Source organism: Streptomyces sp. NPDC041205, assembly GCF_055591765.1.
This window is the reverse complement of record NZ_JBVIZH010000006.1, coordinates 142,522-156,754: the sequence shown is the minus strand read 5'-3', so window position 1 is coordinate 156,754 and position 14,233 is coordinate 142,522. Positions and strand designations below refer to the sequence as shown.

12 protein-coding genes are annotated in these 14,233 nt (G+C 72.0%); 11 read left to right on the top strand and 1 reads right to left on the bottom strand.

What is annotated here, in order from left to right:
- Positions 1 to 267 precede the first annotated feature (267 nt).
- Positions 268 to 882 carry a 30S ribosomal protein S4 gene (gene rpsD / locus ACZ6BG_RS25775; RefSeq protein ID WP_030360491.1) on the top strand — a complete coding sequence of 205 codons (615 nt, stop codon included), beginning with the start codon at positions 268 to 270 and terminating at the stop codon, positions 880 to 882.
- A gap of 22 nt (positions 883 to 904) precedes the next feature.
- On the opposite strand, the gene ACZ6BG_RS25770 is transcribed toward rpsD, so the two are convergent.
- Positions 905 to 3,115, bottom strand: coding sequence for an ATP-binding protein (locus ACZ6BG_RS25770; RefSeq protein ID WP_469005542.1), 2,211 nt, complete (start codon positions 3,113 to 3,115; stop codon positions 905 to 907).
- A 206-nt stretch (positions 3,116 to 3,321) separates the two neighbouring features.
- Here ACZ6BG_RS25770 and ACZ6BG_RS25765 point away from each other — a divergent pair, with 206 nt between their 5' ends.
- The 10 genes from ACZ6BG_RS25765 to ACZ6BG_RS25720 all read left to right on the top strand — a co-directional run bounded on the left by ACZ6BG_RS25765 (position 3,322) and on the right by ACZ6BG_RS25720 (position 14,137).
- Complete coding sequence (locus ACZ6BG_RS25765; RefSeq protein ID WP_468453250.1) at positions 3,322 to 3,750, top strand: DUF948 domain-containing protein; 429 nt, start codon at positions 3,322 to 3,324, stop codon at positions 3,748 to 3,750.
- A 7-nt stretch (positions 3,751 to 3,757) separates the two neighbouring features.
- Positions 3,758 to 4,111, top strand: a complete 354-nt coding sequence (locus ACZ6BG_RS25760; RefSeq protein WP_469005539.1) for a DUF6167 family protein — start codon at positions 3,758 to 3,760, stop codon at positions 4,109 to 4,111.
- A complete protein-coding gene (gene alaS / locus ACZ6BG_RS25755; RefSeq protein WP_469005537.1) occupies positions 4,111 to 6,780 on the top strand; it encodes an alanine--tRNA ligase in 2,670 nt (889 codons plus the stop codon). The genes ACZ6BG_RS25760 and alaS overlap by 1 nt, the downstream gene beginning before the upstream one ends.
- A gap of 23 nt (positions 6,781 to 6,803) precedes the next feature.
- Positions 6,804 to 7,268: a Holliday junction resolvase RuvX gene (gene ruvX / locus ACZ6BG_RS25750; RefSeq protein ID WP_468453507.1), complete on the top strand. Its 465-nt coding sequence runs from the start codon at positions 6,804 to 6,806 to the stop codon at positions 7,266 to 7,268.
- A gap of 125 nt (positions 7,269 to 7,393) precedes the next feature.
- A complete protein-coding gene (gene mltG / locus ACZ6BG_RS25745; protein WP_469005535.1) occupies positions 7,394 to 9,172 on the top strand; it encodes an endolytic transglycosylase MltG in 1,779 nt (592 codons plus the stop codon).
- Positions 9,169 to 9,999: a shikimate dehydrogenase gene (locus tag ACZ6BG_RS25740; RefSeq protein ID WP_469005533.1), complete on the top strand. Its 831-nt coding sequence runs from the start codon at positions 9,169 to 9,171 to the stop codon at positions 9,997 to 9,999. The genes mltG and ACZ6BG_RS25740 overlap by 4 nt, the downstream gene beginning before the upstream one ends.
- 168 nt (positions 10,000 to 10,167) lie before the next feature.
- Positions 10,168 to 11,352: a chorismate synthase gene (gene aroC / locus ACZ6BG_RS25735; protein ID WP_469005531.1), complete on the top strand. Its 1,185-nt coding sequence runs from the start codon at positions 10,168 to 10,170 to the stop codon at positions 11,350 to 11,352.
- 53 nt (positions 11,353 to 11,405) lie between these two features.
- Positions 11,406 to 11,888, top strand: coding sequence for a shikimate kinase (locus ACZ6BG_RS25730; RefSeq protein ID WP_469006192.1), 483 nt, complete (start codon positions 11,406 to 11,408; stop codon positions 11,886 to 11,888).
- Entirely contained in the window at positions 11,885 to 12,976 is a 1,092-nt protein-coding gene (gene aroB / locus ACZ6BG_RS25725; protein ID WP_469005529.1) for a 3-dehydroquinate synthase, read from the top strand. The genes ACZ6BG_RS25730 and aroB overlap by 4 nt, the downstream gene beginning before the upstream one ends.
- Positions 12,977 to 13,135: 159 nt before the next feature.
- Complete coding sequence (locus ACZ6BG_RS25720) at positions 13,136 to 14,137, top strand: AAA family ATPase (RefSeq protein WP_469005527.1); 1,002 nt, start codon at positions 13,136 to 13,138, stop codon at positions 14,135 to 14,137.
- Positions 14,138 to 14,233 lie beyond the last annotated feature (96 nt).

Sequence of the window (14,233 nt, the reverse complement as noted above, 5' to 3'; positions counted from 1 at the left end):
GGACATCCAGCCGGAGCCCCCGCCCCCGGGCGGGGAAGTTCCAGGAGCGTCGCGCACCGTCGAAGGTGTCGCGGGCAGCCCACCACCCTCCCGGATCCCGGGACACGGTCGGTGGGCCACTCGCGTGCTGCACATAGTGCCCAGACCAGGGAACGGCTGCCAGGTGAGTCCGACCGACCGGACCCATCGGGTTTCCCAGGCTGCGGATGCGACCTCCCCTAACCCTGGTGAAGCCGATTCCGTACAGAAAACAGAGGTGTTTGGTTCATGCCGAACCAGTCCCGCCCCAAGGTCAAGAAGTCGCGTGCGCTCGGCATCGCGCTGACCCCGAAGGCCGTCAAGTACTTCGAGGCCCGCCCCTACCCGCCGGGCGAGCACGGCCGCGGCCGCAAGCAGAACTCGGACTACAAGGTCCGTCTGCTCGAGAAGCAGCGTCTGCGTGCGCAGTACGACGTGTCCGAGCGTCAGCTCGTCCGCGCCTACGAGCGTGCCGCCAAGACCCAGGGCAAGACCGGTGAGGCCCTGGTGATCGAGCTGGAGCGTCGTCTCGACGCCCTGGTTCTGCGTTCGGGCATCGCCCGCACGATCTACCAGGCCCGCCAGATGGTCGTCCACGGCCACATCGAGGTCAACGGCCAGAAGGTCGACAAGCCGTCCTTCCGCGTGAAGCCGGACGACGTCGTCATGGTCCGCGAGCGCAGCCGCCAGAAGCCGCTGTTCGAGGTCGCGCGCGAGGGTGGCTTCGCCGCCGACGGCGAGACCCCGCGCTACCTCCAGGTGAACCTGAAGGCCCTGGCCTTCCGCCTGGACCGCGAGCCGAACCGCAAGGAGATCCCCGTGATCTGCGACGAGCAGCTCGTCGTCGAGTACTACGCCCGCTGACCCGGACGTAGCCTCACCTGCTTCAGCCCGCCGTCTCCCCGCCCCGTGTGGTCGGGGAGACGGCGGGTTCGCGCGTTTCCGGGGCGCCCGGCGGCACCGGCCCCTCACCGCGGCCGGGGCGGCACGCCCCGGTCACCTCCGCGCGCCGGCGCAGCGCCCGCGAGACCGCCACATCGGGGCTCAGCTCGGCGCCCGCCCGCAGGCACGCCTCGTACCGCTCGTCACCGAGCCGCTCCCGCGCCTGCGCCTCGCACAGGACGTGCGGCCCGCCGAAGTGCTCCGAGCCGAACAGCGGTAGCCCCACCGACGGCCAGATCCGCGCCGCGGCACCCTGCAGCACCGCCGCCTCCGCCGCGTCGCCCTCCGCCACCGTGAACAGCGCCAGCAGCTCGACGGCGAGCACCGTGCCGAGCAGGTCGTGGAAGGCGTGGTCCAGGTCCAGGCACCGGGTGACCAGGTCCCGCGCCCGCCCCTGCTCGCCGTGCGCCCAGGCCGCGTAACCAAGGACATACAGGGCGTACGCCAGTGCCCAGCGCTCCCCGTGGTCCTCACAGACCTGGCGCGCGTCCTCGCACAGCTCCACCGCGTCCCCGAGCTCCCCCTGGAAGGCCATCGCCATCGCCAGCTCGACCTGGCCCATCAGGACGTTGCTGTTCAGCTCCCCGATCCGCCGGTACTGGTCGAGCGCCGTGCGCAGCAGCCGCTCCGCGCGCGGCATGTCGTCCGTGACCAGCGCCAGACAGCCCAGGCGGTGCACCGCGTACGCCGCCGCGACGGCGCTGCCGGTGCGCTCCGCCGTGTCCTTGCACTCCTGGAGCGCGCACAGCGCGGGCACCGTGTCGCCCTGGAGGATCGCCACGTACCCGAGCACCCACAGCGCCTTCAGCCGCGACTCCTCGTGCGCGCCCTCCAACTCGACGGCCCGCTCCAGCCAGTGCCTGCCCTCCGCGAGGCGCCCGCAGCCCACCCAGCAGAACCACAGCGTGCCCGCCAGATACTGGCCCAGGTGCGTCTCGTCCGGCTCGGTCAGGCAGAACTCCAGGGCGGTGCGCAGATTGGGCAGCTCGCACTCGACGAGCGTGGCCACCTCCGCCTGCCGGGGCGAGAACCAGTCCAGCTCGCACCAGGTGGCGAGCCCCATGTACCAGTCGCGGTGCCTGCGCCGCATCCGAGCCGCGTCGCCGGTCGCCTCCAGCCACTCCGAGCCGTACGCCCGGACCGTGTCGAGCATCCGGTAGCGCACCCCCGTCGGGCTCTCCTCACGGGAGACCAGCGACTGCGCGAGCAACTCGTCGAGCACGTCCAGGATGTCGTCCTCGTGCAGCCCGTCACCGCTGCACACGTACTCGACCGACTCCAGGTCGAACGGCCCGGAGAAGACGGAGAGCCGCGCCCACAGGAGCCGCTCCCGCGCCGTGCACAGCTCATGGCTCCAGCCGATCGCGGTCCGCAGGGTCTGATGGCGCGGCGGCACATCGCGTCGCGTACCGGAGAGCAGCCGGAACCGGTCGTCGAGGCGGGCCAGGAGCTGCCCCGGGGAAAGCACCCGCAGCCGCCCCGCCGCCAGCTCCAGGGCGAGCGGGATCCCGTCGAGACGGCGGCACAGCTCCCGCACGTCGGCGAGGTCGCGCCCGTCCGGCGCGAAGCCCGGCAGGCACGCCGCCGCCCGGTCGGTGAACAGCGCGGCCGCGTCCGGCTCCGGCATCGGCGCGAGCGGCAGCACCCGCTCACCGGCCGTGCCGAGCGGCCTGCGGCCCGCCGCGAGCACCCGCAGCCCCGGGCAGCGCAGCAGCAGATCCCGCACCAGCGACGCCGTCGCGTCCACCAGGTGCTCGAACCCGTCGACGACGAGAAGCAGTTCCCGCCCCGCGAGCCGGTCGAGCAGCACCTGCCGCGGCGAGCGGCTCGTGTGGTCCGTCAGCTCCAGGGCACTGGCCACGGCGTGCTCCACGAGATGCGGGTCGCGCACCCCCGCGAGCTCCACCAGCCAGGCCCCGTCCCGCGGCCCGACCGCGGCCGCCACCCGCGCCGCGAGCCGTGACTTGCCCACCCCGCCGACGCCCGTCACGGTCACCAGACGGGCCGACGCCAAGGCCGCGGGCAGCGCCGCCAGTTCGGCGGTGCGCCCGAAGAAAGCAGTCAGCTCGGCCGGAAGGTTGCCCGCGACGGGCGGGCAGCCATGGGAGCGGGCGGAGTCGGGCCAGCGGTCGTCGGGGCGCTGAGAGCGTCGCATGGGGTACGGAGCGTACTCAGACGTAAGCATTCCGTACAATCAGTTCGCCCCGGGCTTGCGCGAACTGCCGCGCCCAAGTGCCGCGTGCGGTAATGCGGTACGGAGCCGGGGCCCCGGCGCGATAGGGTCGGAGGACGACTTTTCGACGTTCGACGACCTTGGGATCCACAGCGAATCCAGGGCGATGTCTCAGGGAGCGGTGAGCGGTGTCCGGTGGCGAGGTGGCCGGGATCCTGGTGGCCGTCTTCTGGGCGATTCTGGTGTCCTTCCTGGCCGTGGCGCTGGCGAGGCTGGCGCAGACGCTCAGGGCGACCACCAAGCTCGTCGCGGACGTGACCGAGCAGGCCGTGCCGCTGCTCGCCGACGCCTCGACGGCCGTGCGCTCCGCGCAGACCCAGATCGACCGCGTGGACGCCATCGCCTCGGATGTCCAGGAAGTCACGTCGAACGCGTCGGCGCTGTCCACGACCGTGGCCTCCACCTTCGGCGGCCCGCTGGTCAAGGTGGCCGCGTTCGGCTACGGAGTGCGCCGGGCCCTCAGTCGTAAGGAAGTGCCCGCCAAGCCGTCCCGTCGTACGGTGATCGTGGGCCGCACCCTCCCGTCCGCACGGCGGGGCAAGCGGAAGAAGGACTGACGCAGCGATGTTCCGACGTACGTTCTGGTTCACCGCGGGCGCGGCCGCCGGCGTCTGGGCCACCACCAAGGTCAACCGCAAGCTGAAGCAGCTGACGCCGGAGAGCCTCGCCGCCCGGGCCGCCGACAAGGCGCTCGAAGCGGGCCACCGGCTCAAGGACTTCGCGCTCGACGTCCGCGACGGCATGGCCGAGCGCGAGGCCGAGCTGGGCGACGCCCTCGGCGTGAACGCCCCGGTCGACCCCGAACTGCCCGCGCAGCGTCGCTTCGCGCTCGTCGAACCCGGCACCAAGAAGCACCCCAAGTCCCTCGCCAAGTCGACGGACACGACGTACTCGTACAACCGGAATGAGGACCACTGATGGAGTCGGCTGAAATCCGCCGCCGCTGGCTGAGCTTCTTCGAGGAGCGTGGGCACAAGGTCGTGCCGTCGGCGTCGCTGATCGCAGACGACCCGACGCTCCTCCTCGTACCCGCGGGCATGGTCCCCTTCAAGCCCTACTTCCTCGGCGAGGCCAAGCCGCCCGCCCCCCGTGTCACCAGCGTGCAGAAGTGCGTGCGCACGCCCGACATCGAAGAGGTCGGCAAGACCACCCGGCACGGCACGTTCTTCCAGATGTGCGGGAACTTCTCCTTCGGCGACTACTTCAAGGAAGGCGCCATCAAGCTCGCCTGGGAGCTGCTCACCTCGCCCCAGGACAAGGGCGGTTACGGCCTGGACCCGGAGAAGCTCTGGATCACGGTCTACAAGGAGGACGACGAGGCCGAGCGCATCTGGCGCGACGTCATCGGCGTCCCCGCCGAGCGCATCCAGCGCCTGGGCATGGGCCCCAACTTCTGGTCCATGGGCGTCCCCGGACCCTGCGGCCCGTGCTCGGAGATCAACTACGACCGCGGCCCCGAGTTCGGCGAGGAGGGCGGCCCGGCCGTCAACGACGAGCGCTACGTGGAGATCTGGAACCTGGTCTTCATGCAGTTCGAGCGCGGCGCGGGCACGGGCAAGGAGGACTTCCCGATCCTCGGCGACCTGCCGTCGAAGAACATCGACACGGGCCTCGGCCTGGAGCGCCTCGCCATGATCCTGCAGGGCGTACAGAACATGTACGAGACCGACACCCTGCGCGTCGTCATGGACAAGGCCACCGAGCTGACCGGCGTCCGCTACGGCGCCGAGCACGGGTCGGACGTCTCGCTGCGCGTGGTCGCCGACCACATGCGCACGTCCGTGATGCTCATCGGTGACGGCGTCACGCCCGGCAACGAGGGCCGCGGCTACGTCCTGCGCCGCATCATGCGCCGCGCCGTCCGCAACATGCGCCTGCTCGGCGCCTCCGGACCGGTCGTCGCCGAACTGGTCGACACGGTCATCAAGACCATGGGCGAGCAGTACCCGGAGCTGCTCACCGAGCGCAAGCGCATCGAGACCGTCGCCCTCGCCGAAGAGGCCGCCTTCCTGAAGGCCCTCAAGGGCGGCACGAACATCCTCGACACCGCCGTCACCGACACCAAGGCCGCTGGTTCCACCGTGCTGCCCGGCGACAAGGCGTTCCTGCTCCACGACACCTGGGGCTTCCCGATCGACCTCACCCTGGAGATGGCCGCCGAACAGGGCCTGACCGTGGACGAGGACGGCTTCCGGCGCCTGATGAAGGAGCAGCGGGAGCGCGCCAAGGCCGACGCCCAGGCCAAGAAGACCGGCCACGCCGACCTCGGCGCCTACCGCGAGATCGCCGACAACGCCGGAGCCACGGACTTCACGGGCTACACGGCCACCGAGAACGAGGCCGTGATCGTCGGCCTCCTCGTCGACGGCGTCTCCTCGCCCGCCGCCACCGAGGGCGACGAGGTCGAGATCGTCCTCGACCGCACCCCGTTCTACGCCGAGGGCGGCGGCCAGATCGGCGACACCGGCCGCATCCGCCTGGACAGCGGCGCCGTCGTCGAGGTCCGCGACGTCCAGAAGCCGGTGCCGGGCGTGCACGTCCACAAGGGCGTCGTGCAGGTCGGCGAGATCACCGTCGGCGCCCCGGTGTGGGCCTCGATCGACTCCCACCGCCGTCGCGCCATCGCCCGCGCCCACTCCGCCACGCACCTCACGCACCAGGCGCTGCGCGACGCGCTCGGCCCGACGGCCGCCCAGGCCGGTTCGGAGAACCAGCCCGGCCGCTTCCGCTTCGACTTCGGTTCCCCGTCGGCCGTGCCCACGACCGTGATGACGGACGTCGAGCAGAAGATCAACGACGTGCTCTCGCGCGAGCTGGACGTCCAGGCCGAGGTCATGTCGATCGACGACGCCAAGAAGCAGGGCGCCATCGCCGAGTTCGGTGAGAAGTACGGCGAGCGCGTGCGCGTCGTCACGATCGGCGACTTCTCCAAGGAGCTGTGCGGCGGCACCCACGTGCACAACACCGCCCAGCTCGGCCTGGTCAAGCTGCTCGGTGAGTCCTCCATCGGCTCGGGTGTGCGCCGCATCGAGGCCCTCGTCGGCGTCGACGCGTACAACTTCCTGGCCAAGGAGCACACGGTCGTCGCCCAGCTCCAGGAGCTGGTCAAGGGCCGTCCCGAGGAACTGCCCGAGAAGATCTCCGGCATGCTCGCCAAGCTCAAGGACGCCGAGAAGGAGATCGAGAAGTTCCGCGCGGAGAAGGTCCTCGCCGCCGCCGCCGGTCTCGCCCAGGGCGCCAAGGACATCCACGGCGTCGCCCTGGTCACCGGCCAGGTCCCGGACGGCACCGGCGCCGACGACCTGCGCAAGCTGGTCCTCGACGTGCGCGGCCGCATCCCGGGCGACCGCCCGGCCGTGGTGGCCCTGTTCACCACGGCCAACGGCAAGCCCCTCACGGTCATCGCCACCAACGAGGCCGCCCGCGAGCGTGGCCTCAAGGCCGGTGACCTGGTGCGCACCGCCGCCAAGACCCTCGGCGGCGGAGGCGGCGGCAAGCCGGACGTCGCCCAGGGCGGCGGCCAGAACGTGGCCGCCATCGGCGACGCCATCGCCGCCGTCGAGCGCCTCGTCACCGAGACGGCCTGAGGCCCGCGCCGATGACCGAAGGCATCCGTCGCGGGCGCAGGCTCGCGATCGACGTCGGGGACGCCCGGATCGGGGTCGCCTCGTGCGACCCCGACGGGATCCTCGCCACACCGGTGGAGACCGTGCCGGGACGTGACGTCCCGGCCGCCCACCGCAGGCTCAAGCAACTCGTCGAGGAGTACGAGCCGATCGAGGTCGTCGTCGGGCTCCCTCGCTCCCTCAAGGGGGGCGAGGGCCCGGCCGCCGTGAAGGTCCGCGGCTTCGCCCAGGAGCTCGCCGCCGGGATTGCGCCCGTTCCGGTGAGACTTGTGGACGAGAGGATGACCACAGTGACGGCCAGTCAGAGCCTGCGCGCCTCCGGCGTGAAGTCCAAAAAGGGCAGGTCTGTCATCGATCAGGCGGCCGCCGTGGTGATCCTGCAGCAGGCGCTGGAGTCCGAACGGGCGTCAGGAAGGGCCCCCGGCGAGGGCGTCGAAGTGGTCATCTGATCGCGATACGGTAACGTTCCGCGCGATGCGGCGGCGTTCGAACAGCTGCCGCACAGCATCAAGAGGCGGAACGGTTGCCCTGACATCCAGCCGGCGGCCCCCGCCTCGCGGCTCGTAGGGGATCGATGACTGAGTATGGCCGGGGTCCAGGCTCCGAACCGTGGCATCCCGAGGACCCGTTGTACGGGGACGGCGGATGGGGAGGACAGCAGGCCGACGGCTCGTCCCCCTACGGCGGCCAGGAGCAGTACCACCCCCAGCAGCCGCACCAGCCCCATCAGCAGCACCCCCAGCAGTCGCACCACCAGCCCCACCCGCAGCAAGGGCAGTACCCGCAGCAGCAGCCGCACCCTCAGGGGGCCCAGCACCCCCAGCACCCGCAGCAGCAGGCTCCCTACGGCGACTGGAACTCGGGCCAGCAGCAGGCCTACGGCTCCCAGGGCTATGACCAGCAGGGCTACGCGCCCGCCCAGGCCCAGTACGGCGGGGGCGGCCAGCCCGGCGACGGCGGCTGGGACGGGCAGCGCGGACAGGACCCGTACGGCGGTGACCCGGTGGACCCCTACGGCGGGCAGCCCGGGTCCTACGCCGAGGAGCGCCCCGACTACTACGGCACGCCGGAGGCCTACCCGCCGCCCGAGCCGCCGGGACGTCGGCGCCCCGCACCCGAGCCGGAGCCCGAGACGGACTGGGACCCCGGGCCCGACCAGGGCGAGCACGCCTTCTTCGCGGACGGCGCCGACGAGGACGACGACGAGCCCGGGCGTGGTGGCGGTCGCGGCGACCGGCGCGGCCGCGGCGGCAAGAAACCCAAGAAGCGCCGCAGTGGCTGCGCCTGCCTGGTCGTGACCGTGGTCTTCGCCGGTGGCCTCGGCGGCATCGGCTACTTCGGCTACCAGTTCTACCAGGATCGTTTCGGCACGGCCCCGGACTACTCCGGCGACGGCACCGCGTCGAATGTCACCGTCACCATCGAAAAGGGCTCCGGCGGCTATGACATCGGCAACCGGCTCAAGGCCGCAGGGGTCGTCAAGAGTGTCGACGCATTCGTCTCCGCACAGGGCAAGAACCCGGACGGACAGAAAATCCAGGCGGGCGTCTACACCCTGAAGAAACAGATGTCGGCCGCGTCCGCCGTCGAATTGATGCTCAGCCCGAAGAGCCGTAACAACCTCATCATTCCGGAAGGCACGCGAAACGTGCGCGTGTACGAGAAAATCGATGAGCGGCTGAAGCTCAAGAAGGGCACCACGAAGGGTGTCGCGCAGAAGGAGTGGCGCAGCCTGGGCCTGCCCAAATGGGCGTCGGCGAACATCGGCGGTGAAGTCAAGGACCCCCTGGAGGGATTCCTCTACCCCTCCAGCTATCCCGTCGCCAAGGGCCAGCAGCCCGAGGAAGTCCTGCGGAAGATGGTGGCCGAGGCCACCGCGAAGTACGACGCGATGGGCATCGAGGAACAGGCCTCGGAACTGGGCCTGAAGAACCCGCTCCAGGTCGTCACGGTGGCGAGCCTCGTCCAGGCCGAGGGCAAGTACAAGCACGACTTCGAGAAGGTCGCGACGGTCGTCTACAACCGCCTCAAGCCCGGCAACACCGAGACCTACGGCCTGCTGGACTTCGACTCGACGGTGAACTACCTGAAGGGCCAGTCCAAGCTGGCCATCGGTTCCGTCGACGAACTCCGCAAGCTGAAGGACCCGTACAACACCTACAAGATCAAGGGCCTGCCGCCCGGACCGATCGGCAACCCCGGGGAAGTCGCGATCAAGTCCGCGCTGCACCCGGCCAAGGGCAACTGGTACTACTTCGTCTCCGTCAGCGCCGACAAGACGCTCTTCGCGGAGACGAACGAGGAGCAGAACCGGAACCGCGAGAAATACCTGAAGGAGCAGAACGGACAGTGAGCGTCAACGGCCGGCGGGCCGCGGTACTCGGCTCGCCCATCGCTCATTCCCTTTCCCCGGTGCTGCACCGCGCCGCCTACGCCGAACTCGGCCTCACCGACTGGTCGTACGACCGTTTCGAGGTCGACGAGGATGCGCTGCCCGGGTTCTTCGAACAGCTCGGGCCCGAGTGGGCGGGGCTCTCCCTCACGATGCCGCTGAAGCGCGCCGTGATCCCGCTGCTCGACTCGGTCAGCGACACCGCCGCGTCCGTGGAGGCCGTCAACACGGTCGTGCGGACCGACGACGGGCGCCTCACCGGCGACAACACCGACATCCCCGGCATGGTCGCCGCCCTGCGGGAGCGCGGCATCGAGCAGGTCGAGTCCGCCGCGATCCTCGGCGCGGGCGCCACCGCCTCCTCCGCGCTTGCCGCGCTCGCCCGGATCTGCACCGGCGAGGTCGTCGCGTACGTACGCAGCGAGGCCCGCGCCGCCGAGATGCGGCAGTGGGGCGAACGGCTCGACATCGAGGTGCGCACCGCCGACTGGGCGGACGCCGAGCGCGGCCTGCACGCACCGCTGGTCATCGCGACCACCCCGGCGGGCACCACGGACGCGCTGTCCCACGTCGTGCCGGAGCGGCCCACCACGCTCTTCGACGTGCTGTACGACCCCTGGCCCACGACGCTCGCGGCGCGCTGGTCGGCGTACGGCGGCGCTGTCGTCAGCGGGCTCGACCTGCTGGTGCACCAGGCGGTGCTGCAGGTCGAGCAGATGACGGGACGGGCGCCCGGACCGCTCGACGTGATGCGCAAGGCAGGGGAGCGGGCGCTCGCGGAGCGCTGACGGCTGCCGCACGGGGTGCGTGGGGCCGCGGTGTCCGTCCAGGCGTCCGTCAGATGGACCGGGAGCCGGGTCACGCCCCCGGACGTGGGAGGATCGGGGGTGGCGGGCCAGGGCCGCGCACCCGGTCGCGCCGACAAGCAGTTCCAGGCGCGAGCATGAGGAGCACCGTTGAGCAGGTTGCGCTGGCTGACCGCGGGGGAGTCCCACGGACCCGCACTGGTGGCGACGCTGGAGGGCCTTCCGGCCGGCGTCCCGATCACCACGGACATGGTGGCGGACCACCTCGCCCGGCGGCGCCTCGGCTATGGGCGCGGCGCCCGCATGAAGTTCGAGCGCGACGAGGTCACGTTCATCGGCGGCGTCCGGCACGGCCTGACCATGGGCTCGCCCGTCGCGGTCATGGTGGGCAACACCGAGTGGCCCAAGTGGGAGCAGGTCATGTCGGCCGACCCGGTCGACCCCGGCGCCCTCGCCGAGCTGGCCCGCAACGCCCCGCTGACCCGGCCCCGGCCCGGCCACGCCGATCTCGCGGGCATGCAGAAGTACGGCTTCGACGAGGCCCGGCCGATCCTGGAGCGCGCCTCCGCCCGCGAGACCGCGGCCCGCGTGGCCCTCGGCGCGGTCGCCCGCTCCTACCTGAAGGAGACGGCCGGGATCGAGATCGTCAGCCACGTCGTGGAGCTGGCCGCGGCCAAGGCTCCGTACGGCGTGTACCCGACCCCCGCCGACGTCGAGAAGCTCGACGCCGACCCCGTGCGCTGCCTCGACGCCGACGCGTCGAAGGCGATGGTCGCGGAGATCGACCAGGCCCACAAGGACGGCGACACCCTGGGCGGTGTGGTCGAGGTGCTCGCGTACGACGTGCCGGTGGGACTCGGCTCGCACGTGCACTGGGACCGGCGTCTGGACGCGCGGCTCGCGGGTGCGCTCATGGGCATCCAGGCGATCAAGGGCGTCGAGGTCGGCGACGGCTTCGACCTCGCGCGGGTGCCGGGCTCCAAGGCGCACGACGAGATCATCGCCACCGCCGACGGCGTCAAGCGCGCCACCGGCCGCTCCGGCGGCACCGAGGGCGGCCTCACCACCGGTGAGCTGCTGCGGGTGCGCGCCGCGATGAAGCCCATCGCGACCGTCCCGCGCGCCCTCGCGACCATCGACGTGGCCACCGGCGAGGCGGCCAAGGCGCACCACCAGCGCTCCGACGTCTGCGCCGTCCCCGCGGCCGGGATCGTCGCCGAGGCCATGGTGGCGCTGGTGCTCGCGGACGCGGTCGCGGAGAAGTTCGGCGGCGACAGCGTGCCCGAGACCCGCCGCAACGTCCGTTCGTACCTCGACAACCTCCAGATCCGGTGACGGCCGACGCGACCGGACCGGTGAGCGGGCCGCGCGTCGTGCTCGTGGGCCCGATGGGCTCGGGCAAGTCCACGGTCGGCGCGCTCCTGGCCGACCGGCTCGGCGTGGCCTACCGGGACACCGACGCCGACATCGTGGCCGCCGAGGGCCGAGAGATCGCCGACCTCTTCCTCGACGAGGGCGAGCCGTACTTCCGCGAGCGCGAGCGCGCGGCGGTGCGGACCGCCGTCGCCGACCACGAGGGCGTCCTCGCCCTCGGCGGCGGCGCGATCCTCGACGAGGGCACCCGCGCGCTGCTGCGGGGCCTGCCCGTGGTCTACCTCGCGATGGACGTCGAGGAGGCGGTCCGCCGGGTCGGGCTCAACGCCGCCCGGCCGCTGCTCCTGGTGAACCCGCGCAAGCAGTGGCGCGAGCTGATGGACGCGCGCCGCCATCTGTACGAAGAAGTCGCCCGCGCCGTCGTCACCACGGACGACCGCACCCCCGAAGAGGTCGCGGAAGCGGTCCTCGACGCACTGGAGTTGAAGGAAGCATGAGCGAGGCAGTGACGCGCATCCACGTCGGCGGCACGGCGGGCACCGAGCCGTACGAGGTGCTCGTCGGGCGGCAACTGCTCGGTGAACTCGGCGCCTTGATCGGCGACGCCGCCAAGCGGGTCGCCGTCATCCACCCCGAGTCGCTCGCGGAGACCGGCGACGCGCTGCGCCAGGACCTGGCCGACCAGGGGTACGAGGCCGTGGCCGTGCAGGTGCCCAACGCCGAGGAGGCCAAGACCGCCGAGGTCGCCGCGTACTGCTGGAAGGCGCTCGGCCAGTCCGGCTTCACGCGCACCGACGTGATCGTGGGCGTCGGCGGCGGCGCCACCACCGACCTGGCCGGATTCGTGGCCGCGACCTGGCTGCGCGGAGTGCGGTGGATCGCCGTGCCGACGACCGTGCTCGCCATGGTCGACGCGGCGGTCGGCGGCAAGACCGGCATCAACACCGCCGAGGGCAAGAACCTGGTGGGCTCCTTCCACCCGCCCGCGGGCGTGCTCTGCGACCTGGCGGCGCTCGACTCGCTGCCGGTGCACGACTACGTCTCCGGGCTCGCGGAGATCATCAAGGCGGGCTTCATCGCGGACCCGGCCATCCTCGACCTCATCGAGGCCGACCCGGAGGGTGCCCGTACGCCCGCGGGCCCGCACACCTCCGAGCTGATCGAGCGCTCCATCAAGGTCAAGGCCGAGGTCGTCTCCGGCGACCTCAAGGAGTCCGGCCTGCGCGAGATCCTCAACTACGGGCACACGCTGGCGCACGCCATCGAGAAGAACGAGCGCTACAAGTGGCGCCACGGTGCAGCCGTCGCCGTCGGCATGCACTTCGCGGCCGAACTCGGCCGCCTGGCGGGCCGCCTTGACGACGCGACCGCCGACCGTCACCGCACCGTCCTGGAGTCCGTCGGGCTGCCGCTGAGCTACCGCTACGATCAGTGGCCCAAGCTCCTGGAGACCATGAAGGTCGACAAGAAGTCCCGCGGTGACCTGCTGCGCTTCATCGTCCTCGACGGTCTCGCCAAGCCCACCGTCCTGGAGGGCCCGGACCCGGCGGTGCTGCTCGCCGCGTACGGGGAAGTCGCCGACTGACCGCGCGATCCGCCCTGTTCGGGGCGGTCCGAATCAGCCATGGGCACTTCTCGGCCGCCCCGGCCGTTCACACAACGTCGGCCGGGGACGGTACCGTTCGGTAAGGGTGGCCCCGGCTGCCGCCCGCATCAGCAGTCGTACGAGACGGAGTGGCACCGGATGCAGCACGCAGTGGGGTCTCCGCTGCCGCCGCCCCCTCAGCCGGGGCACGGACCGGCCACCGGCTGGTCCCCGGCCGCACACCACCCGAGCGGTCCGCCGCCGGGTGCGGCTCCGGGCTCCCCTCCGCCGCATGTGCCCGGAGCGCCGGGCGCCTCGCACGCGCCGGGTGCGCCGCACGCGCCGGCTCCGCACGCCCCGGGACCGGCTCCGCATGCTCCAGGTCCGACCTCGCACGCGCCCGCCCCGACCCCGCATGCTCCAGGTCACGCCCCGCACCCCGCGGCCACCGGGCACGCCCAGACCGGCCCCGGCCCCGCCGCACATCACGCCCCCGCGGCCCCGCCGCCCGTCCGTGACACCACCGGCCACATCCAGCTCCCGCCCGGCGGCCCCGTCGCCATGCCGAGCCCGCCGCCCGGCACGGCCCGGGCCGACACGGGCTCCACCACGCTCGCCGTGCTCCTCATCGGCCCCGCGGGCGCGGGCAAGACCAGCGTCGCGAAGTTCTGGGCCGAGCACCGGCGCGTGCCGACGTCCCACATCAGCCTCGACGACGTACGCGAATGGGTGCGCTCGGGCTTCGCCGACCCCCAGTCGGGCTGGAACGACCACTCCGAGGCGCAGTACCGCCTGGCCCGCCGCACCTGCGGCTTCGCCGCGCGGAACTTCCTGGCCAACGGCATCTCCTGCATCCTCGACGACGCCGTCTTCCCCGACCGACCCGTGGTCGGCCTCGGCGGCTGGAAGCGGCACGTCGGCCCCGGTCTGCTGCCCGTCGTCCTGCTCCCCGGTCTTGAGGTCGTCCTGGAGCGCAACGCCCAGCGCAGCGGCAACCGCCGCCTCACGGACGAAGAGGTGGCCCGCATCCACGGCCGCATGGCCGGGTGGTACGGCTCGGGGCTGCCGATCATCGACAACTCCCAGCTCGACGTCCCCGCCACGGCCCGCCTCCTGGACGACGTCCTGGCGCGGGCGATCGCGAGCCCGCCCCAGTGGTGACGGCGGGCTGTCGCCGGGCCGCACACGGCTCGGGGATCGCCCCCGGTTCGGGGACCACCCCCGGCTTGGGGACCGCCCGCGCCTCGGGGGCATCCT

Coding starts and splice junctions, on each gene's coding strand:
- alaS (WP_469005537.1), top strand. CDS start 4,111: ATGGAGTCGGCTGAAATCCGCCGCCGCTGGCTGAGCTTCTTCGAGGAG.
- ACZ6BG_RS25730 (WP_469006192.1), top strand. CDS start 11,406: ATGGGCTCGGGCAAGTCCACGGTCGGCGCGCTCCTGGCCGACCGGCTC.
- mltG (WP_469005535.1), top strand. CDS start 7,394: ATGACTGAGTATGGCCGGGGTCCAGGCTCCGAACCGTGGCATCCCGAG.
- ACZ6BG_RS25770 (WP_469005542.1), bottom strand. CDS start 3,115: ATGCGACGCTCTCAGCGCCCCGACGACCGCTGGCCCGACTCCGCCCGC.
- ACZ6BG_RS25760 (WP_469005539.1), top strand. CDS start 3,758: ATGTTCCGACGTACGTTCTGGTTCACCGCGGGCGCGGCCGCCGGCGTC.
- rpsD (WP_030360491.1), top strand. CDS start 268: ATGCCGAACCAGTCCCGCCCCAAGGTCAAGAAGTCGCGTGCGCTCGGC.
- ACZ6BG_RS25720 (WP_469005527.1), top strand. CDS start 13,136: ATGCAGCACGCAGTGGGGTCTCCGCTGCCGCCGCCCCCTCAGCCGGGG.
- aroB (WP_469005529.1), top strand. CDS start 11,885: ATGAGCGAGGCAGTGACGCGCATCCACGTCGGCGGCACGGCGGGCACC.